The organism is Roseovarius sp. CAU 1744 (assembly GCF_039839345.1).
Lineage (GTDB): Bacteria > Pseudomonadota > Alphaproteobacteria > Rhodobacterales > Rhodobacteraceae > Roseovarius.
Genome location: NZ_JBDOQV010000001.1, coordinates 787827 through 807800, shown reverse-complemented (window position 1 = coordinate 807800; position 19974 = coordinate 787827). Strand labels below are relative to the sequence as shown.

Annotated in this window: 19 protein-coding genes; 11 read left to right on the top strand and 8 right to left on the bottom strand. The window is 61.2% G+C overall.

Annotation, left to right across the window (positions count from 1 at the left end; genetic code table 11):
* From AAFO92_RS03930 to rpsL, 4 genes are all read right to left on the bottom strand, one after another.
* On the bottom strand, positions 1 to 122 hold a 122-nt coding region (locus tag AAFO92_RS03930; protein ID WP_347533359.1), incomplete at its 3' end, for a GTP-binding protein.
* A gap of 54 nt (positions 123 to 176) precedes the next feature.
* The gene (gene fusA / locus AAFO92_RS03925; protein ID WP_347533339.1) at positions 177 to 2294 is read right to left on the bottom strand and encodes an elongation factor G; all 2118 of its coding nucleotides are present in this window, start codon (positions 2292 to 2294) and stop codon (positions 177 to 179) included.
* A gap of 19 nt (positions 2295 to 2313) precedes the next feature.
* Entirely contained in the window at positions 2314 to 2784 is a 471-nt protein-coding gene (rpsG, locus tag AAFO92_RS03920; RefSeq protein WP_347533338.1) for a 30S ribosomal protein S7, read from the bottom strand.
* Between the two features lie 12 nt (positions 2785 to 2796).
* Entirely contained in the window at positions 2797 to 3168 is a 372-nt protein-coding gene (rpsL, locus tag AAFO92_RS03915; protein WP_085800764.1) for a 30S ribosomal protein S12, read from the bottom strand.
* A gap of 602 nt (positions 3169 to 3770) precedes the next feature.
* Here rpsL and AAFO92_RS03910 point away from each other — a divergent pair.
* The 9 genes from AAFO92_RS03910 to AAFO92_RS03870 all read left to right on the top strand — a co-directional run bounded on the left by AAFO92_RS03910 (position 3771) and on the right by AAFO92_RS03870 (position 12565).
* Positions 3771 to 4172 carry a MerR family DNA-binding transcriptional regulator gene (locus AAFO92_RS03910; RefSeq protein WP_347533337.1) on the top strand — a complete coding sequence of 134 codons (402 nt, stop codon included), beginning with the start codon at positions 3771 to 3773 and terminating at the stop codon, positions 4170 to 4172.
* 32 nt (positions 4173 to 4204) lie between these two features.
* Positions 4205 to 5983, top strand: a complete 1779-nt coding sequence (locus AAFO92_RS03905) for an acyl-CoA dehydrogenase C-terminal domain-containing protein (protein WP_347533336.1) — start codon at positions 4205 to 4207, stop codon at positions 5981 to 5983.
* A 41-nt stretch (positions 5984 to 6024) separates the two neighbouring features.
* Positions 6025 to 6237 (top strand): hypothetical protein, encoded by a 213-nt coding sequence (locus tag AAFO92_RS03900; protein ID WP_347533335.1) that lies wholly within the window; start codon positions 6025 to 6027, stop codon positions 6235 to 6237.
* A gap of 13 nt (positions 6238 to 6250) precedes the next feature.
* Positions 6251 to 7408: an acyl-CoA dehydrogenase family protein gene (locus AAFO92_RS03895; protein WP_347533334.1), complete on the top strand. Its 1158-nt coding sequence runs from the start codon at positions 6251 to 6253 to the stop codon at positions 7406 to 7408.
* Between the two features lie 271 nt (positions 7409 to 7679).
* Positions 7680 to 8315, top strand: coding sequence for a glutathione S-transferase (locus AAFO92_RS03890; protein WP_347533333.1), 636 nt, complete (start codon positions 7680 to 7682; stop codon positions 8313 to 8315).
* A 14-nt stretch (positions 8316 to 8329) separates the two neighbouring features.
* Entirely contained in the window at positions 8330 to 9541 is a 1212-nt protein-coding gene (locus tag AAFO92_RS03885; RefSeq protein WP_347533332.1) for an acetyl-CoA C-acetyltransferase, read from the top strand.
* Positions 9542 to 9544: 3 nt separating this feature from the next.
* Positions 9545 to 10030 (top strand): cupin domain-containing protein, encoded by a 486-nt coding sequence (locus AAFO92_RS03880; protein WP_347533331.1) that lies wholly within the window; start codon positions 9545 to 9547, stop codon positions 10028 to 10030.
* Positions 10027 to 12222 carry a 3-hydroxyacyl-CoA dehydrogenase NAD-binding domain-containing protein gene (locus AAFO92_RS03875; RefSeq protein ID WP_347533330.1) on the top strand — a complete coding sequence of 732 codons (2196 nt, stop codon included), beginning with the start codon at positions 10027 to 10029 and terminating at the stop codon, positions 12220 to 12222. Before AAFO92_RS03880 ends, AAFO92_RS03875 begins: the two co-directional genes overlap by 4 nt.
* Before the next feature lie 49 nt (positions 12223 to 12271).
* The gene (locus tag AAFO92_RS03870; RefSeq protein ID WP_347533329.1) at positions 12272 to 12565 is read left to right on the top strand and encodes a hypothetical protein; all 294 of its coding nucleotides are present in this window, start codon (positions 12272 to 12274) and stop codon (positions 12563 to 12565) included.
* Here the strand turns inward: AAFO92_RS03870 and AAFO92_RS03865 are convergent.
* Together AAFO92_RS03865 and AAFO92_RS03860 are read right to left on the bottom strand one after the other, a co-directional pair.
* On the bottom strand, positions 12503 to 13075 hold the full coding sequence (locus AAFO92_RS03865; RefSeq protein ID WP_347533328.1) for a Hint domain-containing protein: 573 nt from the start codon (positions 13073 to 13075) through the stop codon (positions 12503 to 12505). The genes AAFO92_RS03870 and AAFO92_RS03865 overlap by 63 nt on opposite strands.
* A 310-nt stretch (positions 13076 to 13385) precedes the next feature.
* The gene (locus AAFO92_RS03860) at positions 13386 to 14033 is read right to left on the bottom strand and encodes a sulfotransferase family 2 domain-containing protein (RefSeq protein WP_347533327.1); all 648 of its coding nucleotides are present in this window, start codon (positions 14031 to 14033) and stop codon (positions 13386 to 13388) included.
* A 123-nt stretch (positions 14034 to 14156) separates the two neighbouring features.
* Here AAFO92_RS03860 and AAFO92_RS03855 point away from each other — a divergent pair, with 123 nt between their 5' ends.
* On the top strand, positions 14157 to 15785 hold the full coding sequence (locus tag AAFO92_RS03855; protein ID WP_347533326.1) for an AMP-binding protein: 1629 nt from the start codon (positions 14157 to 14159) through the stop codon (positions 15783 to 15785).
* A 67-nt stretch (positions 15786 to 15852) separates the two neighbouring features.
* On the opposite strand, the gene AAFO92_RS03850 is transcribed toward AAFO92_RS03855, so the two are convergent.
* Positions 15853 to 17727 (bottom strand): hypothetical protein, encoded by a 1875-nt coding sequence (locus AAFO92_RS03850; protein WP_347533325.1) that lies wholly within the window; start codon positions 17725 to 17727, stop codon positions 15853 to 15855.
* A gap of 189 nt (positions 17728 to 17916) precedes the next feature.
* Here AAFO92_RS03850 and AAFO92_RS03845 point away from each other — a divergent pair, with 189 nt between their 5' ends.
* The gene (locus AAFO92_RS03845; RefSeq protein ID WP_347533324.1) at positions 17917 to 18942 is read left to right on the top strand and encodes a hypothetical protein; all 1026 of its coding nucleotides are present in this window, start codon (positions 17917 to 17919) and stop codon (positions 18940 to 18942) included.
* 113 nt (positions 18943 to 19055) lie between these two features.
* Here AAFO92_RS03845 and AAFO92_RS03840 read toward each other — a convergent pair whose 3' ends face one another.
* Positions 19056 to 19940, bottom strand: coding sequence for a hypothetical protein (locus AAFO92_RS03840; protein WP_347533323.1), 885 nt, complete (start codon positions 19938 to 19940; stop codon positions 19056 to 19058).
* Between the last annotated feature and the right edge of the window lie 34 nt (positions 19941 to 19974).

The window sequence follows — 19974 nt, the reverse complement described above, 5'->3', positions numbered from 1 at the left end:
GCCTTGAAATCACCGAAATACTTCGTGATCGCCGCCGTCAGCGTCGTCTTCCCGTGATCCACGTGACCAATGGTCCCGATGTTCACATGCGGTTTCGAACGATCAAACTTTTCCTTTGCCATGATGGCCTCCTTGGTTTTTCCGAGGGCGCCGGACAAACCGGCGCCTGATTTCGCCTAGGCGTATTTCGCCTGAATCTCTTCGCTGATGTTCGACGGCACCGGTTCGTAATGCGAGAACTGCATGGTGAACTGGGCGCGGCCCGAGGACATCGAGCGCAGCGTGTTGATGTAGCCGAACATGTTGGCCAGCGGCACGTTTGCGTCGATCGCGATCGCGTTGCCGCGCGGCTCCTGCCCCGAGACCTGGCCGCGGCGGCTGGTGAGGTCACCGATGATGCCACCGGTGTATTCTTCCGGCGTGATCACCTCGACCTTCATGATCGGCTCCAGCAGTTTCGCACCGGCTTTCTTCAGGCCTTCGCGCATCCCCATGCGGGCGGCGATCTCGAACGCCATGACACTCGAGTCAACGTCGTGGAACTTACCGTCGATCAGGGCGACCTTGAAGTCGATCACCGGGAAGCCGGCCAGCGGGCCGCTGTCCATGACGCTTTCGATGCCTTTTTCGACACCCGGGATGTATTCCTTGGGAACGGCACCGCCAACGATGCGGCTCTCGAAGGAATAGCCTTCGCCCGGCTCGGTCGGCGTGATGATCATCTTCACCTCGGCGAACTGGCCCGACCCACCCGACTGTTTCTTGTGAGTGTAGGTGTGCTCGACCTCGTGGCTGATGGTCTCACGGTAAGCCACCTGCGGCGCGCCGATATTGGCCTCGACCTTGAATTCGCGCTTCAGGCGGTCCACCAGGATGTCCAGGTGCAGTTCGCCCATGCCCTTCATGATGGTCTGACCCGATTCCAGGTCGGTTTCCACGCGGAAGGACGGGTCTTCGGCGGCCAGACGGGCCAGACCCTGGGACATCTTTTCCTGGTCGTTCTTGGTTTTCGGCTCGACCGCGATCTCGATCACCGGATCGGGGAAGGTCATGGTTTCCAGAACCACCGGATCGTTGACCGCGCACAGCGTGTCACCGGTCGTGGTGTCCTTCAGACCCGCCAGCGCGATGATGTCGCCGGCAAACGCCTCGGTGATTTCCTCGCGGTTGTTCGAGTGCATCATCATCATCCGGCCAACGCGCTCTTTCTTGCCCTTGGTCGAATTCAGCAGCGTGTCGCCCTTGTTCAGGACGCCCGAGTAGATGCGGGTAAAGGTCAGCGAGCCGACAAACGGGTCGTTCATGATCTTGAACGCCAGCGCCGAGAAGGCCATGTCATCATCCGCGCGGCGGGCGATGTTCCGCTCCTCGGTCTCGTCACCGGGTTTGAAGCCCATGTAATCGACCACGTCCAGCGGGCTGGGCAGATAGTCGATCACGGCGTTCAGCAGCGGCTGTACACCCTTGTTCTTGAACGCGGACCCACCCAGAACCGGCACGAAATGCAGCGCCAGCGTGCCCTTGCGCAGCAGTTTGCGCAGGGTCGGCACATCGGGTTCGTTGCCTTCGAGGTATTCCATCATGGCGTCGTCGTCTTCTTCGACGGCCGCTTCGATCATCTTGCCGCGCCATTCCTCGGCCATGTCCTTGAGGCTATCGCGGATCGGTGCCTTGACCCAGGACGCGCCCAGATCTTCACCCTGCCACAGCCATTCTTCCATGGTCACCAGGTCGATCAGGCCTTCCAGCTCGGTTTCCGCGCCAATCGGGATACCGACGGGAACGGCACGCGCGCCGGTGCGGCTTTCGATCATGTTGACGCAGTTGAAGAAATCCGCGCCGATCTTGTCCATCTTGTTGACGAAGACCATCCGCGGCACCTTGTAGCGGTCGGCTTGACGCCACACGGTTTCGGTCTGCGGCTCGACACCGGCATTGGCGTCCAGAACGCAGACGGCACCGTCGAGAACGGCCAGCGAACGCTCGACCTCGATGGTGAAATCCACGTGGCCGGGGGTGTCGATGATGTTCAGGCGGTGCTTGGGGGTGTCAGCGGTCTGGCCGTCTTCGGTGCGCTCCCAGAAGGTGGTGGTCGCCGCCGAGGTGATGGTGATGCCGCGTTCCTGCTCCTGCTCCATCCAGTCCATGGTGGCCGCACCATCGTGCACCTCACCGATGTTGTGGGATTTGCCGGTGTAATACAGGATCCGTTCGCTGCAGGTGGTCTTGCCTGCATCGATATGGGCCATGATGCCGAAGTTGCGGTAACGGTCGAGCGGATAGTCGCGTGCCATGGTTTCTTGCCTCTAGGGTTTACCAGCGGTAATGGCTGAAGGCTTTGTTCGCCTCGGCCATCTTGTGGGTATCTTCACGTTTCTTGACGGCGGCACCGCGCGATTGAACCGCGTCCAGCAGTTCGCCGGCCAGGCGTTCTTCCATCGTGTTCTCGTTGCGACCGCGGCTGGCGGTGATCAGCCAGCGGATCGCCAGGGCCTGACGGCGCTCGGGGCGCACTTCGACCGGCACCTGGTAGGTGGCACCACCCACCCGGCGCGAGCGGACCTCGACGCTGGGCTGGATATTGTCGAGCGCCTCGTGGAACACTTCCAGCGGGGCGCGCTTGATCTTGTCTTCGACGCGGTCGAGCGCGTTGTAGACGATTTTCTCTGCGACCGATTTCTTGCCATCGATCATCAGGTTGTTCATGAACTTGGTCAGGACCAGATCGCCGAACTTGGCGTCGGGCAGAACTTCACGTTTTTCAGCGGCGTGACGACGGGACATCTGATATTCCTCTTACTTCGGACGCTTGGCGCCGTATTTCGAGCGGCGTTGTTTACGGTCTTTGACGCCCTGGGTATCCAGAACACCGCGCAGGATGTGGTAGCGCACACCGGGAAGGTCTTTCACGCGGCCGCCACGGATCAGAACCACCGAGTGTTCCTGCAGGTTGTGGCTTTCACCGGGGATGTAGCTGATGACCTCGAAGCCATTGGTCAGGCGCACCTTGGCAACCTTCCGCATGGCCGAGTTCGGCTTCTTCGGTGTGGTGGTGTAAACGCGCGTGCAAACACCACGTTTCTGCGGGCACCCTTGCAGGTGCTGCGATTTTTGCGTTCTTACTTTCGGCTGCCGCGGTTTGCGGATCAGCTGCTGGATCGTTGGCATTCCGGTTTCTTCCCGTCTCTCAACACATGTGTCTGCATGGGTATCCATGCGGTTTCATTCATTCCTGCCCTTCACGCGTCCGCAAAGCGCAAACGCCGCAATCGTTACCATTCCGAGGTGAACGACGCGGTTGGCTATTCAGAGGATCGGGGCACAACAAACGGCCCGGATCTTGACCACTTCAATTTTGAATTCGACTGCCGGGGCGACCCCCTTGGCCGGATGAGGGCGCGTATAGGGGGAGTCGGATAGCTTGTCAACAGCGGCCACGCGGCTGGCGGCGTGGTTGCAGCCCCGCCACAAGGTCTCTCGGTGAAGGCCCCTGCCTCCGGAAACCATCGCACACCTTGCCCGGGTCGAAAACCGCCGTCAGATCACCGGGTCACGGCAAACCGAAGTCGCAAGGGAATCACCGTTCGGTCATGCTAGATCCGTCAGCGGCGGGTTAACGATATTTCCGAATTTGCAGGTTTACCTTGCTTGATCTTACGTAAACGCAAAAGTGACGTAGCGTATCAGTTACGTCAACACTACTTCCTGTTGTATCGAATCCCCAAGATGCTCAGATCATCCCCATCCAGAGTGACCAGACAGGCTATTCGATGACCGACGATTTGATGACGATCCGCAAGATGTGCGACAAGTTCGAGGTGACCCCCCGGACCCTGCGCTTCTACGAGTCCAAGGAACTGCTGTTTCCGATCCGCGAGGGCCAGAAGCGACTGTTTACCAAGCGCGACCGCGCGCGGCTCAAGCTGATCCTGCGCGGCAAGCGCTTTGGCTTCAGCCTCGAGGAAATCCGCCAGCTTCTGGATCTCTACGACGAGGGAGATCAGCAATTCACCCAACTGTCGCGCGCCTATGAGATCGCCAAGGAGCGGTTGGCGGACATGGAACGCCAGCGCGACGAACTGACCGTCGCGATCGAAGACCTGCGAGACCAGATGAAATGGGGCGACCAGATGCTCGCCTCGCTACGCCATTCGAAAAAAGCCGCGGAATAAACCCCGCGCCTCAATACCCTAGGGAGAGACCGATGCCGAGCTACACAGCCCCGATCAAAGACATGCAATTCGTTCTGCACGACCTGCTGAACGTATCCGAAGACGGCACACCCGGCTATGCCGAACTTGACCGCGAATTCACCAACGCCGTTCTCGAAGAATGCGGCAAGCTGAATTCCGAAGTGCTGGCGCCGCTGAACGTGGTGGGCGACACCGAGGGATGCGTGCTGGAAAACGGTGTCGTGCGCACGCCGACCGGGTTCAAGACTGCTTTTGACCAGGTGAAGGAAGGGGGCTGGACCGGGCTCGACATGCCCGAGGAATACGGCGGCCAGAACATGCCCTACCTGCTGGGCATCGCAACGCTGGAAATGTTCGGCGCCTCCAACCAGGCCTTCGCCATGTACCAGGGACTGACCCATGCGGCGGCATCGGCCATTCTGGTCCACGGCTCGGAAGAGCAAAAGACAACCTACCTGCCCAACATGGTGTCGTGCGAATGGACCGGCACGATGAACCTGACTGAACCGCATTGCGGCACAGATCTGGGCCTGATGCGCACCAAGGCCGAGCCGCAGGACGACGGTAGCTTCAAGATCACCGGCCAGAAGATCTTCATCTCGGCCGGCGAACATGACATGGCCGACAACATCATCCATCTCGTGCTGGCCAAGATCCCGGGCGGCCCCGAAGGGATCAAGGGTGTGAGCCTCTTCATCGTGCCCAAGTTCATGGTCAAGGAAGATGGCAGCCTGGGTGAGCGCAACGGCGTCTCCTGCGGCAAGATCGAGGAGAAAATGGGCATTCACGGCAACTCGACCTGCGTGATGAACTATGATGGCGCCACCGGGTTCCTGCTGGGCGAAGAGCACAAGGGGATGCGCGCGATGTTCACGATGATGAACGAAGCCCGCCTCGGCGTCGGCATGCAGGGCCTGGCCCAGGCCGATGTCGCCTACCAGAACGCGCTGGAATACGCCAAGGACCGGCTTCAGGGCCGTGACGTGACCGGCGCGAAAAATCCCGATGGCCCTGCCGATCCGCTGATCGTGCACCCGGATATCCGCCGCTCGCTGATGGATCAGAAAAGCTTTACCGAGGGCGCGCGCGCTTTCCTTCTCTGGGGTGCCAAGCTGATTGACCAGTCGCACCGTGGCGGGGACGAGGCGGCAGAAGGCCTGGTCTCGCTGCTGACCCCGGTTCTGAAAGGTTTCCTGACGGATGAAGGGTACGACATGACCGTCCAGGCGCAGCAGATCTACGGCGGCCACGGCTATATCGAGGAATGGGGCATGTCGCAGTTCACGCGCGACGCGCGGATCGCGATGATCTACGAAGGCGCGAACGGTGTGCAGGCGCTGGACCTTGTGGGCCGCAAGCTGCCGCAGAACGGCGGCAAGCCGATCATGGCATTCTTCGATCTGGTCAAGAACTTCATCAAGGAAAACGAAGACAATCTCGAGCTCAAGGCCGACTTCCTGGAACCGCTCAAGGAAGCCTCCAAGCACCTGCAGGCCTCGGGTATGTTCTTCATGCAAAACGGCATGAAGAATCCAAACGCCGCGCTGTCCGGCTCTTATGATTTCATGCACCTCTTCGGGCATGTCTGCCTGGGCCTGATGTGGGCGCAGATGGCCAAGGCCGCGCATGAGGCGCTCGAGGCCGGCGCCTCCGACACCGCGTTCTACGAGACCAAGCTGGCGACGGGCCGCTATTACATGAAACGCCGCCTGCCGGCGACGGCGATGCACCTGGCACGCATCGAATCGGGCGCGGATCCGGTAATGGCGTTGGAGGCCGACCAGTTTTGAGCGATGGTGGGGGCAACCCCACCACCAGAAAGAGTACCGACATGCCCAAGCGCTTTCGTCTGACCCGCCGTTTCAATGCCGCGATGACCGAGGATGGCTATCGCCGTTTGCGGAAATTCGCCCAGGAGGCGGGGCTGGACGAGGGCGAGGCGCTGTCCTTCCTCTTCGAGAACTTCGACAGCGTGATCAACGAGGACACGTTCTCGCACCGGCTCAGGATTTTCAATTCCGAACTCGACGCGCGCAAGAAATGACGGGAGAACCCCGATGACATCCACATGGATGACCGACGAACACCGGATGCTGTCCGACATGACGGCAAAATTCATCACCGATGAATGGGCACCGCGGTTCGAACGCTGGCGCAAGCAGGGCGAAATGGATCGCGAGACCTGGAACCAGGCGGGTGAGCTGGGCCTCTTATGCCCCTCGATCCCCGTGGAATACGGCGGCGCGGGCGGTGATTTCGGACACGAGGCGGTGATCTGCATAGAGCAATCCCGCGCCAATCTTGCCAGCTGGGGCAACCCGATCCATTCCGGCATCTTGGCGCACTATATCCTTGCCTATGGCAGCGAGGCGCAGAAAAAGCGCTGGTTGCCCCAAATGGTCTCGGGCGAGATGGTGGGCGCGCTGGCGATGACCGAACCGGGCGCGGGCTCCGACCTGCAGGGCATGAAGACCCGTGCCCTGCGCGACGGCAATGCCTACCGCCTGTCGGGCCAGAAGACCTTTATCACCAACGGGCAACACGCCGACCTCATTGTGGTTGCCGCCAAGACCGACCCCAAGGAAGGCGCACGCGGCATCTCTCTGGTCGTGGTCGAGACCGAGCAGGCCGAGGGGTTCTCGCGTGGCCGCAACCTGGAGAAAGTTGGCCTGCACGCAGCGGACACATCCGAGCTATTCTTCGATAATGTCGAAATTCCACCCGAGAACATCCTGGGCGGTGAAGAGGGCCGCGGTTTTTTCCAGATGATGGAGCAGTTGCCACAGGAACGCCTGATCATCGCCTGCGGCGCGCAAGGGGCAATGGAAGGCGCGGTGGAACGCACGATCGCCTACGCGCAGGAGCGCGAAGCCTTTGGCGGGCCGCTGACACGGTTCCAGAACACAAGGTTCAAGCTGGCCGAATGCCTGACCAAGACCAAGGTGGCCCGCGCCTTCCTCGATGAATGCATCGCGGAACACATGCGCGGGGCGCTCACCGTCGAAAAGGCGGCGATGGCCAAATACTGGATGACCGACACCCAGTGCGAGGTGCTGGATGAATGCGTACAGCTGCATGGCGGTTATGGTTTCATGCAGGAATACGCGGTCGCGGAAATGTGGGCTGACGCGCGGGTTCAGCGCATCTACGGTGGCACCAACGAGATCATGAAAGAGCTGATCTCGCGCAGTTTCAGCGAAGGGAAGTCCGCATGACGTCACGCCAGGCTTCACCCGCGGAACGCCTCCGGCGGGAGTATTTAGGGCAAGATGAAAGGGACAGGTCCACCCTGCCCGACGCACGGGCCGACTGGCATCAGGCGCCGAAGCAGGGCTTCACCTTGCGCGGTCATCGGCTCTCCAGCCTGTACCGCGAAACCGATCACATCGCATTAACGTTAATGGACAATGAACGCGTCCCGTCTTCATCTTGCTCAAAATACTCACATCCAACAGCTGTCACAGGCACAGCATCAGGAGGACACGCGTGACCATTAAATTCTATTGCATGGGAGAATCCGGCAATGCCTACAAGGCGGCGCTGGCGCTGGAACTCAGCGGCCTTGACTGGGAACCGGTCTTTGTCGATTTCTTCGGCGGCGAAACCCGGACAGAGGAATTCCGCAAGATCAACGTCATGGGCGAGGTGCCGGTGCTGGTCGACGGAGATACCACGCTGACCCAATCCGGCGTCATGCAGATGTATATCACCGAGAAGACCGGCAAATTCGGCGGCGCCACACCGGAGCATCAGCGAGAGGTGATGCGGTGGATGTTCTGGGACAACCACAAGCTCTCCAGCCAGGCCGGCATGACCCGATTCCTGATGAACTTCCTGCCCGAAGACAAGCGCCCGGCCGAGGTGATCAGCTTCACGCAGGGGCGGCTCAGGGCTGCCTATACAGCGCTCAACGCCCATCTCGAGGGTCGCGACTGGATCGTGGGCGACGGCCTGACCAACGCCGACCTTTCCTGCTGCGGCTATCTTTTCTACCCCGAGCCATTCGGTTTCGACCGCGAGGACTGGCCGAATATCGACCGGTGGCTTTCGAACATCCGGAATACCCCCGGCTGGAAACATCCCTATGACCTGATGCCCGGATCCACCGCGGACCGCGCCTGAAAAGGAGAAACGACATGACCGATGCCTATATCTACGACGCCGTGCGCACCCCGCGCGGCAAGGGCCGCAAGGACGGCTCTTTGCACGAGGTGACCGCCGTCCGCCTCTCGACCCAGGTGCTGAACGCGCTCAAGGAGCGCAACGGTCTGGATGGCCACGCGGTCGAGGACGTGATCTGGGGCAATGTCACCCAGGTGAAGGAACAGGGCGGCTGCCTGGCGCGGACCGTCGTGCTGGCCTCGGATCTGGATGAAACCATTCCCGGCCTGGCGATCAACCGGTTCTGCGCCAGCGGCATGGAAGCGGTCAACCTGGCCGCAAACCAGGTCAAGGGCGGCGCCGGTGAGGCGTATATCGCCGGCGGGGTCGAGATGATGGGCCGCGTTCCGATGGGCAGCGACGGCGCAGCGATTGCCGTGGATCCCTCGATCGCGATGGAAACCTATTTCGTGCCGCAGGGGATTTCCGCGGACATCATCGCTACCGAATACGGCTTTAGCCGTGACCAGGCCGATGCGCTGGCGGTCGAGAGCCAGAAACGCGCCAAGGCGGCCTGGGACGACAAGCGATTCAAGAACTCGATCGTCGAGGTCAAGGACCAGAACGGCCTGACCATCCTTGACCATGACGAATACATGCGCCCCGGGACCGACATGCAAAGCCTGGGCGCGCTCAATGCCAGTTTCCAGCAGATGGGCGAGGTGATGCCGGGCTTCGACGCCGTGGCCAAGCTGAAATACCCGCATCTGGAGAAGATCAACCACATCCACCATGCGGGCAATTCCAGCGGAATCGTCGATGGCTCGGCGGGCGTGTTGATCGGCAACGCGGAATTCGGCAAGAAATACGGGCTGAAGCCGCGCGCGCGCATCCGCCAGACCTGCAAGATCGGCACCGATCCCACGATCATGCTGACCGGCCCGGTTCCCGCGACCGAGAAGATCCTTGCCGACAGCGGCATGAAGATCGGCGATATCGACCTGTTTGAAGTCAACGAGGCCTTTGCTTCGGTTGTCCTGCGCTTCCAGCAGGCTTTCGATGTCGATCCGGCGAAGGTCAATGTCAACGGCGGTTCCATCGCCATGGGTCACCCCCTGGGGGCCACGGGCGCGATCATCATCGGCACATTGCTGGATGAGATGGAACGGGCGGACAAGGAAACCGGGCTTGCCACGCTCTGCATCGCGTCGGGCATGGGGGCTGCCACGATCATCGAGCGGGTCTGACCCATGCCGGTCATTGACCAGTCGAAACTCGAACCGCGCACGGGCTCGATCTATCCCGAGCCCTATGCCAGCGAGATGGCCGGGCGCTCGTCGCTGCGGCTTGGCGATGCGGGCGGGCTGACCCAGTTCGGCGCGAACCTGGTCATACTGGAGCCGGGTGCGAAATCCTCGCTCCGGCACTGGCATCAGAACCAGGACGAGTTCGTGATGGTGACCGAAGGCGTCTGCACGCTGATCGACGACGCGGGCGAAACCCGGATGTATCCGGGCGATTGCGCTGCCTTCCCGGCAGGCGATCCGAACGGGCACCAGCTGGTCAACCAGACAGACACCTCCGCAAGGTTCCTTGTTATCGGCACGCGCAGTGATGAAGAGGTTGGAACCTATTCCGATATCGACCTGATGGTCCGGATCAAAGACGGGCATGCCAGTTTTACCCTCAAAGATGGCAGCCCTTTCAAAGCACCCGAAACGGGAGAGAGTAAATGACAGATTTCACAATGAAAACAGACGCCGACGGCGTGGCCGTCATCACCTGGGACACGGTCGGCAAGTCGATGAACGTGATGAACCAGCAGGGGTTCATCGACCTTGATGCGCTGATCGATGAGGCGCTGGCCGATGACGCGGTCAAGGGCATCATCATCACCTCGGGCAAGGAAGGCAGCTTTGCCGGCGGGATGGACCTGAACATCATCGCCAAGATGAAGGAAAGCGCCGGCGACAACCCGGCCAAGGGGTTAATGGATGGTCTGATGCAGACCCATGCCATCCTGCGCAAGATCGAGCGCGGCGGCATGGACGACAAGAACAAGGGCGGCAAGCCCATCGCCTGCTGCCTGCCCGGCACCGCGCTTGGCATCGGCCTGGAAATTCCGCTGGCCTGCCACCGGATCTTTGCGGCCGACAACCCCAAGGCCAAGATCGGCCTGCCCGAGATCATGGTCGGCATCTTCCCCGGCATGGGCGGCACAACGCGGCTCACGCGCAAGATGGGCGCGATGGCGGCCGCGCCCTTCCTGCTGGAGGGCAAGCTGAGCGATCCGAAAAAGGCCAAGGCCGGCGGATTGATCGACGAGGTCGTGCCCGCAGACGAGTTGATCGCCAAGGCGAAGGAATGGGTGCTTTCCGAGCCGAAATTCGTCAAGCCCTGGGACGAGAAGGGTTACAAGATGCCCGGCGGCGAGCCCTATCATCCCGCCGGTTTCATGACATTCGTCGGCGCCTCGGCCATGGTCAACGGCAAGACGCAGGGCGCGTTCCCGGCGGCCAAGGCGCTGCTGAGCGCGGTCTATGAAGGCGCGCAGGTGCCGTTCGACACCGCGATCAAGATCGAGGCGCGCTGGTTCACCAATGTGCTGCTGAATCCCAGCTCGGCGGCGATGATCCGTTCGCTCTTCATCAACAAGGAGGCGCTGGAAAAAGGCGCCAATCGCCCCGAGGCGCCGGATCAGTCGGTGAAAAAAGTTGGTGTCATGGGTGCGGGCATGATGGGTGCCGGCATTGCGCTGGTGTCGGCCATGGCCGGGATCGAGGTTGTGCTGATCGACCAGAAACAGGAGGCAGCCGATAAGGGCAAGGCCTATACCGCCGACTACATGGACAAGGGCATCAAGCGCGGCAAGGCAAACGAGGAAAAGAAAGAAAAGACGCTTGGGCTGATCACCGCCACCACCGACTACGATGCGCTCAAGGGCTGTGACCTTATCATCGAGGCGGTGTTCGAGGACCCTGCCATCAAGGCCGAGGTCACCAAGGCGGTCGAGGCCGTCGTGGGCGAGGACTGCATCTTTGCCACCAACACCTCGACCCTGCCGATTTCCGATCTGGCCAAGGCCAGCGTGCGGCCCGAAAAATTCATCGGCATCCACTTCTTCTCACCGGTGGAAAAGATGTTGCTGGTCGAGATCATCAAGGGGCGCGAAACCGGCGACGTGGCCGTGGCCAAGGCGCTTGATTACGTGCGCCAGATCCGCAAGACGCCGATCGTGGTCAACGATGCGCGGTTCTTCTATGCCAACCGCTGCATCATCCCCTACATCAACGAAGGCATCCGCATGGTGGCCGAGGGCGTGGCACCATCGCTGATCGACAATGCTGCACGCCAGCTGGGCTTCCCGGTCGGGCCTCTGCAACTGGTCGATGAAACCTCGATCGATCTGGGGGCCAAGATCGCCCGCGCCACCCGCGCGGCGATGGGTGATGATTACCCGGACGGTGCGGTGGACGAGGTGATCTTCTGGATGGAAGAGCAAGGTCGTCTGGGCCGCAAATCCAGTGCCGGGTTCTTCGACTATGATGAAAAAGGCAAGCGGCAGGGGTACTGGGACGGTCTGGCGGCGCAATATCCCCGCGCCGCCGAGCAGCCCGACCTGATCACCGTTCAGCATCGTCTGATGTTCGCACAGGTACTCGAGGCCGTGCGCGCATTGGAAGAAGATGTGCTGGAGGATATCCGAGAAGGCGATGTCGGCGCGATCCTGGCCTGGGGCTTCGCCCCTTGGTCCGGTGGCCCGTTCAGCTGGCTCGACATCATCGGCACGCCCTACGCGGCCGAACGTTGTGACCAACTGACCAAAGAGTTCGGGCCACGGTTCACAACCCCCGACCTGCTGCGCGACATGGCCCAGAAGAACCAGAACTTCTACGGCCGTTTCGCCTCACAAGCCAGCGCCGCCTGAGCACCAGTTCCGCAAGGTGGCATATGACGGACAAACTCAGGGTCGCCGAATGGCGGCCCTGAGCCCGTTTTTAGCGCTGCGCGTCACCGATAGCCGGAACCGTTTTCTTCAAAGAAAACGGGAAGGAAAATTGAAATTTTCCGATACGGAATTTTCGAAAATTCCGTTTCCGTCCATGGAAACTTGGTCCCGCCTGCGCACATTGGGTCCGACCAAAGAAAAACCGCGCGGCCCCCATGCATTGGCCGCGCGGTTTCTTTTTGCCGCCTCTTTCTGCCCGTCAGGCGGCGACCATGCTTTCGCATGGGGACACATCGCAGATCGCGGCTTTCGCGCCCTGTAGTTCTCTGGCCAGAACGCGAGCTTCGCGCAAGGGCCGAACCGTGTAGGACGTTTGTTCCACCGGCTCGAACGCGTGTGCCAGAAGATCCCGGGCCGCGGGGCAGAAAAATAGCGCCCCGCTGTTGCCAAAGACCACCTGGTCAGTTTCGAATTGCAGCGTGAACACTTCGAAATCATCCACGGGTTCGATACGGCGGATGCCGTTCACCCCTTCCAGCGCCACGGCCGGTATCAGGGTGAAGGGATCGCCGTAAACTTCTTCTGCGGCGTCACTTTCGATCATCACGCTCTGGTGCGGCAGCAGCAACATGACGTCGCGATTGCCCAACGCACCGGCCGCGACCTCCAGCGGCCAGAAACGTTGCGGGCACGGGCCCTCACCTTGCCAGAGATTCTGGCGCGTGATCTTGCTTATTGCCTGCATGCCGGCGTCAAAGGTCAAGACCTTGTCGCCCTCCGTCAACGCCTCAACCTTCCTCAATCCCATGGATGAAACGACCTTGGTCGCCACCGAAAGGCCCGTCATCACACCCGTGGCACCGCCATCAAAGGCGCCCGACGCTTCTGACATACGGCGGGTATTCCCGTTCTTCTGTGATGTCCATCCAAGCATTCCCTGCATCCCTACAAGAGTTCCGGAGCGCGCCGGAGTGTGGCGTTAACCAGGTCACATTGCGGGCAGGATTTGCCGGCTACGGGGCTGAAACGCGGCAGAATTAAGGCAATGTCGCCTTATTGTGAACAATCAAACGCCCAGCTTCGCGATTGTTCGCGGTTCTGCCCGCGGAATTCTTGAATTTAGGAACGCTGTTAGGAATTCATTAATCGAATCGGTAATCGAATCGACCGATATCCGGCGCCGCGACGTTTGCGATCAGATCCCGATCCTCGGCGGTGTAGAAATCCTGATAGTCACCGGCCCAAACTGATTGATTGGCCACCGGCAGGGTCAGTTCGAACCCCAGATGTTCCCACAAGGGGGCTGCGTCCGCCTCAAAATGCTCCAGGCGCAGGTAGGCATGGCACCGCTCTTGGCCGTCAGCGGCAGTCACGTAATGCGCATAGGGCTGGGCGTGCAGGGCCGCAATGGTTTCAGGCGCATTGAGAAACCCGCTGAAATCACGCTCCCGTGCCAGGGCCACCGCCGGATGATCAAAGGTCTGGTTCCGTAGCCAGTGGTAATAGCTGACCAGCCGGTCCCAGGGATTGCGCACCAGCGTGAAAACGAAGACACGGCGGAGCTGTTCGGCAGAGATCGCACCGTCGATATCCGCCAGCGTGCTGTGTTTCCAAAGCCGGCCTGCCGTCCGCAGCCCCTTTAACCGGCCCCGTCGCCGGATCGCCTTGGGTGTATCGCCGATCAGGATGTCATCCTTCATCGCCCGCCCCTCCAGCGCCAGGGCCATCGACGTGCCGCCGGTCTTGGGAATATGGACGAAGATATAGTTGCGCCCGCGCGAGATGATCATGGCGGCAGGCTAGAGCCTGGGCGGGTCAATATCAATTGTCTGACATTTAAAAATTGATCGGCGGGACTTTTTCAATATTCTCGATTGGACTGCAAAGCCGAGGCAGAATCAGGGAGGGATTCGATGGGCTGGATGAAAGACGAAACCGGGCTGGACAAGAACGCGGCGAATTTCGTGCCACTGACCCCGCTGTCGCATCTGCGCCGTGCGGCGCATCTCTATCCTGGTTACGATGCGGTCGTGTACGGCAACACGCGCCGAAGCTATGCCGAATATCATGAACGCTGCACGCGCCTGGCCTCGGGGCTGGTCAAGCTGGGCGTCGCACCCGGCAATGTGGTTGCCACGGTCATGCCCAACATCCCTGCCCAGGCCGAGGCGCATTTCGGCGTCCCCGCCTGCAGCGCGGTGCTGAACACGATCAATACCCGGCTTGAGGCCAACACCGTTGGCTATATCTTCGATCACGGCGAGGCCAAGGTTGTGCTGGCGGATACGCAATTTCTGCCCCTGGTGAAGGATGCAATCGACCAGATGGATGGCCCCGCACCGATCGTCATCGAGGTGCCTGACGGACAGGCCGGCCTGCCCGCCAGCGGCGATTACCAGACCTATGAGGAACTGCTCGCCACGGGCGATCCCGATTTTGCCTGGATCATGCCCGAGGATGAATGGGAGAGCATTGCGCTCAACTATACTTCGGGCACGACCGGACGGCCCAAGGGCGTGGTCTGCCACCATCGCGGCGCCTACCTGATGACGATGGGCACGGCGATCAGTTGGGAAATGACGCGGCATCCGCGCTACATGACCATCGTGCCGCTGTTTCATTGCAACGGCTGGAACCACACCTGGATGATGCCCTTGCTGGGCGGCACCGTGTTCTGCCTGCGCGACATCACCGCCAAGGGAATTTACGACCTGATCGCAGATGAGGGTATCACCCATTTCGGCGGTGCGCCTATCGTTCTGAACACGATCGTGAACGCCGACGAGGACGACCGGCGCAAGTTCGACCATACCGTGAAGGTCTTCACCGCCGGTGCCCCGCCCCCCGCCGCGACCCTGCGCAAGATCGAACCGCTGGGTTTTGACGTCACCCAGGTCTACGGCCTGACCGAAACCTACGGCCACGTGACCGAATGCCTGTGGCACAGCGACTGGGACGGCAAGCCCGAGGAGGAGCGCTATGCGATCAAGGCCAGGACCGGGGTGTTGATGCCGATGGCGGAACACATCACCTCGATGGACGCCGGAAACATGTCCCAGATACCGATGGACAGCGAAGCGCAGGGTGAGATCATGATCCGGGGCAATACGGTCATGAAGGGGTATCTGAAGAACCCCGAGGCGACGGCGGAATGTTTCGCGGGCGGGTATTTCCATTCCGGCGATATCGCGCTGCAACATCCCGACGGCTACCTGAAGATCGCCGACCGGGCCAAGGACATCATCATCTCGGGCGGCGAAAACATCTCGTCGGTAGAGGTCGAAGGCGTGCTGATGGCCCACCCGGATGTCAATCTGTGCGCGGTGGTCGCCAAGCCGGACGAAAAATGGGGAGAAGTGCCCTGCGCCTTTGTCGAGTTGAAGAAGGGCGCGGCCGAGGACGAGGCCGGACTGATCGGCTATTGCCGTCAGAACCTTGCCGGTTTCAAGACACCCAAGCGGGTCGTCTTCCAGGAGCTTCCGAAGACCTCGACCGGCAAGATCCAGAAGTTCGAACTGCGCAAGGTGGCGAAAGAGCTCTGAGCCCACTGGAGACACGCCGCTGAACGACCTGTCGCGCGTCTGAAAACGCAACCGGCCGACGCAAGAGTTAAAGGCACTCGTTCCAAACGCTCAGCAGCGCCCGATCGGCGGCGTTTCTCGGGGATGGTTTTTCCCGGATGTCGCGCACGTCGGGCCACAGTCGCTGAAAGCGCTCGGTATAAAGCCCGACCCGGTCCGGCAGGTAAGCATCCAGCTTGTTCTCGATACAGCCGCAGCGGCGCCAGTCGTCCCGCTTGCCAAGGAAATCATCTGCCGCCAGGCAGGCGGTTTTCAGGCGTTCGGCCGTTCCCGGTTCAAAAAGATCCATTGTCACGCGATCGCCCTCGGCAAATGTAAGCGTGGTGTGGGTCTCGGGGTTGAGCTCTGCCAGGTGCAGATACAGCATCTCCTCGAACTGGACATGAAACGCATTGCCGCAATCACCAAGTGCCATGATTTTCTTGATGTCTTCGATCGATTCCTCGATCTCTTGCCGGTCCCGCGCGATATCGCCCGCCAGCCCGCCCAGGCCCCCCGGGCGCATGAGATCAAGCGAAAACTCCAGCGTTTCGCCCGCCGTCGGCCCCGGCGCATTGAAACGCGTTTCCAGATGCGGCATGAACCGCGCCGGTACGATCAGATCCCAGATCACATTTTCGCTTTTGCTGGAATTGCCCCAGCCGTCGACCGAAACGGTGATTTCCTTCAGCTGCCACGCGACAGGCTTTTCGATCAGATGCCGGCATTGCCTGGCGTTCTGGTCCAGATAGTGCATCAGAAGCGTCGAGAAACCGGGATCGCCGACCGCAAGGTAATCGGCATGCGCCTCGAAAATGCGCTGTACGTCGCTTGACGAGAACCGCGCCCAGAACCCATCGTTCAGAAAGATGAGCCCCTGTTCAATCGTGGCCTCGCGCACTGCCCTGCGCTGATACAGCCGCTTTGGTGACGGTCCCTCGGGCAGATATCCATCGCTGGGCACCTCGGCCAGTTCCGCCACTGCCGCAACAGCCACGCCCTCCGGTCCCGGTGCCGAAGGCCCAAATCTGATCTCGATGCGTTCACGATCAATCAGCAGCTCTTCGGGTGCCGCCTCATAGCCGAGATACATGAACGGAATCGGTGTCACGCGCATCCGTTCCCCATCCCAGTAACGCCCGTAATTCATCCGATGGAAAGCGGTCTCGACAACGCCGTCGCCGCTGAGGATCGCCTCACGGTCCTCGGGTGCGTAATAGCCCGAAAGATAGTGCTGGATCTCGTTACCCTGCCAATAGGGTGGCCCGGCCTCGGCCATTGCACGGTCAAGCATGGCGAAATACTCCGCGCCGGGAACGACGGTTATGTTGTTGCGCTCCATCTGCTGCAGGGCGGTGGGAAAGAACGGCTGGCCCGGCGTGTCGGCGAATACCATGACCAGTTCGGCCCGGTCATTTTCGCGCGAGGCGAACGCGGCGTAGAGGCGAAAGGCGTCTTCCGCATAGAGCAGCTCTGATCGCGCCCAACCGCGATAGGCAAGCGGGTGGTCATCGACAACCGGCGCGGCCATGATTTCGGCAAGCCGCGCCGCCCCTGCCGCGGCTTCTGCGGCGGTTTCAGCCTCTGGCCGGCGCAGCGCGTCAAGTTGCCAGAAATCGCTTCCCAGAACCGTAATTTCCGAAACATGCTCGGTCCCGTACAGCCTGAGGTCGAGGACATTCGTCAATCCGCAATCGGCGCGGCGTAGTTCGGCCAGCGCGCGAACGATACGCTGAAGCCCGGCAGGATCGTCATGAAGACCCGGATAGGGATGGCGCAGTTCTCCCTTGGCTGCCCGCCCGCAATCGTGAAAATCTTCCTCGATGGTAAGGCTCGCACCTTCGAACTCGTAACGAAATTCTTCCGCGACCACGGCATTCGCTGTGAATGCCGCAACCAGGAACGCAGCAAAGACCCGACTCATGAAACTTCCCCAACTGGCAACTCGTCTGGCCAAACTTAGGCCAAGCCCCTTGCCGATGGCAACATGCCAGAGGCCGCGGTCTCTCGGGTTTAACGCCTTGCGCCGTCGCATTATGTGCAACCGCAATTGCCCCATTGCCCGGCTGCGTGCTACTCTTGCCCCAACGAGGCAGAGCAGGCCCGCAAGGACATGACGGCACTCCACAAATACCAGCGGCTTGAGGCGTCCGGTCTGTGGCGCCCAACGCCCGATGCCCAACGCACCGAAGTCGTTGTGTCGATTGGCGATGCCACGCTGGTTATCTCCGATATGCGCGACCAGCCCCTTGCCCATTGGTCGATCCCCGCTGTCGAACGGGCCAATCCGGGCCGCAGGCCGGCAATCTACCATCCCGATGGCGATCCCGGAGAAACGCTGGAGTTCTCGGAAAACGAACGGGAAATGGTTGCCGCCATCGAAAAACTGCGCACCGCGGTAGATCGCCGGCGCCCGCATCCCGGCCGGCTGCGCCTGGTTACCTTCCTGGTATCGATGGCGGCGGTCGTCACGCTGCTGCTGTTCTGGCTGCCGGGGGCGATGCGCGCGCATGCGGTCTCAGTTGTGCCCGATGTCAAACGCGCCGAGATCGGCCAGGCCCTGCTGGACATCATGCAGCGGATCACCGGCCCCGCCTGCAATGACACGAACGGCGTGGCGGCGCTGGCGCAACTGGCAGCCCGGCTGCCGGCCTCCGAAGGTCCCGGCCGGATCATGGTTGTGCGTGGCGGCGTTGACGAGGCGACCCATCTGCCGGGGGGCACGATCCTTATCAATCGCGCGCTGGTCGAGGACCACGAAGAACCCGATGTGGCCGCGGGGTATATTGTCGTTGAGCGTTTACGCGCTGCGCGCCGCGATCCATTGGATACGCTGTTGGCGCATAATGGCTTCTGGGCCAGCTTTCAGCTGCTGACAACCGGCGCGCTTGATCCTGACATCCTGCAATCCTATGCCCAGCGCCTGCTGACCGGCGCCAACCAGCCGCTGCCCGATGACGTGGTGCTTGACGGCTTCAGGGCGTGGTCGGTCCGGTCAACACCCTATGCGTTTGCCGTCGATATCTCCGGTGAGACCACCCTGGGCCTGATCGAGGCGGACCCGTTTGCCAACGGCACACCCGAACCGGTGCTGAACGATGCCAACTGGGTGCGCCTGCAGGGTATCTGCGGCGGTTAGGTCACTTACGGGGTTCCGCCCGCAACAGCATTGTCGCTCCTCTCGAACGTGCCTAACCGTTCGAACCCATGTGCCGCAGCGCAAATCAAAAGCCGCCGAAGGCCTGCCGCGGTCTATCTGTCGTTGGCCCGCCGCGTGGTTTTTGCCGATGCTGACCGTGTTGACAGGGTCATCGTCGAACCACCAGCGCGCACCGGGACATATTCGCCGGACTTGCGAGAGGTAGCAACGCGACCGGCATCATACGGGATCAGTTTGCGCGGCACGGTTTCGGTCCAGATCTGATCCATCTGCGCCTTGCCCGCCATCGTCTGGTGCGCACGGCGGGTGTTCAGCCGGTCATCATCCCAGGCCGGTTTGTAGCCCTCGGGGATGCTGATGCCCGGGACGCTGGTAACCTGGTCTTCGTAGACATGTCGCGGCACGACGCGCACCGGTTCTGCCGGCGCCTGCTGGCGGGCGGTCACCGCCGCGCCCCGGTCATCGCTACGGCGGTGCAGATTGGTTGCAAACGTTCCCTGCTGCGGGCCGCAGCGCACATTGTCACCGACCCGTCCGACATAGGGCTGCGATACCGCGTTGCCGCCCCGGCACGCCGCCTGCCGGCCCCGGTTGCCCGGAATGTTCGGCTGCGGCGCAGTTCTGACCGGTTGCGCTTTTGGCTTGGCGGCGCGTTTGGGCACTGGTTTCGCCACCGGGACCGGTTTGGGTGCAGTCACCGTCTCAGGTTCGGGCACCGCTGCCTTGCGTGCAAATGTCGGCTTGAATCCGCAGATGACCTTGCGGCTGCGGGTGACGCGCGGGACCCAGGTGACATTGCCGTCGATACCCGCCCGGATGAACACGCATCCCTGGCTATCGACATATTGCCGGCCCTGATAGGAGGCGGGTGGAAATTCTGCAGGAACCAGACCGTTTTTCTGGGATTGTGCCTGCGCGTTGCCTAGGCCAATGGATGCGGCAATGACAGCTGCCGCGAACACTCTCGATAAGGTCATTTCGCCCCCGGAACAGTTCGGAGCAGAGTGCCTT

Excerpts from the sequence above, each read along its gene's own strand:
- AAFO92_RS03860 (WP_347533327.1), bottom strand. The coding sequence starts at position 14,033 with ATGATCATCTCGCGCGGGCGCAACTATATCTTCGTCCATATTCCCAAG.
- AAFO92_RS03895 (WP_347533334.1), top strand. The coding sequence starts at position 6,251 with ATGACATCCACATGGATGACCGACGAACACCGGATGCTGTCCGACATG.
- rpsG (WP_347533338.1), bottom strand. The coding sequence starts at position 2,784 with ATGTCCCGTCGTCACGCCGCTGAAAAACGTGAAGTTCTGCCCGACGCC.
- AAFO92_RS03875 (WP_347533330.1), top strand. The coding sequence starts at position 10,027 with ATGACAGATTTCACAATGAAAACAGACGCCGACGGCGTGGCCGTCATC.
- AAFO92_RS03850 (WP_347533325.1), bottom strand. The coding sequence starts at position 17,727 with ATGAGTCGGGTCTTTGCTGCGTTCCTGGTTGCGGCATTCACAGCGAAT.
- AAFO92_RS03840 (WP_347533323.1), bottom strand. The coding sequence starts at position 19,940 with ATGACCTTATCGAGAGTGTTCGCGGCAGCTGTCATTGCCGCATCCATT.
- AAFO92_RS03870 (WP_347533329.1), top strand. The coding sequence starts at position 12,272 with ATGGCGGCCCTGAGCCCGTTTTTAGCGCTGCGCGTCACCGATAGCCGG.
- fusA (WP_347533339.1), bottom strand. The coding sequence starts at position 2,294 with ATGGCACGCGACTATCCGCTCGACCGTTACCGCAACTTCGGCATCATG.
- AAFO92_RS03900 (WP_347533335.1), top strand. The coding sequence starts at position 6,025 with ATGCCCAAGCGCTTTCGTCTGACCCGCCGTTTCAATGCCGCGATGACC.
- AAFO92_RS03910 (WP_347533337.1), top strand. The coding sequence starts at position 3,771 with ATGACCGACGATTTGATGACGATCCGCAAGATGTGCGACAAGTTCGAG.
- rpsL (WP_085800764.1), bottom strand. The coding sequence starts at position 3,168 with ATGCCAACGATCCAGCAGCTGATCCGCAAACCGCGGCAGCCGAAAGTA.
- AAFO92_RS03880 (WP_347533331.1), top strand. The coding sequence starts at position 9,545 with ATGCCGGTCATTGACCAGTCGAAACTCGAACCGCGCACGGGCTCGATC.
- AAFO92_RS03855 (WP_347533326.1), top strand. The coding sequence starts at position 14,157 with ATGGGCTGGATGAAAGACGAAACCGGGCTGGACAAGAACGCGGCGAAT.
- AAFO92_RS03845 (WP_347533324.1), top strand. The coding sequence starts at position 17,917 with ATGACGGCACTCCACAAATACCAGCGGCTTGAGGCGTCCGGTCTGTGG.
- AAFO92_RS03905 (WP_347533336.1), top strand. The coding sequence starts at position 4,205 with ATGCCGAGCTACACAGCCCCGATCAAAGACATGCAATTCGTTCTGCAC.
- AAFO92_RS03885 (WP_347533332.1), top strand. The coding sequence starts at position 8,330 with ATGACCGATGCCTATATCTACGACGCCGTGCGCACCCCGCGCGGCAAG.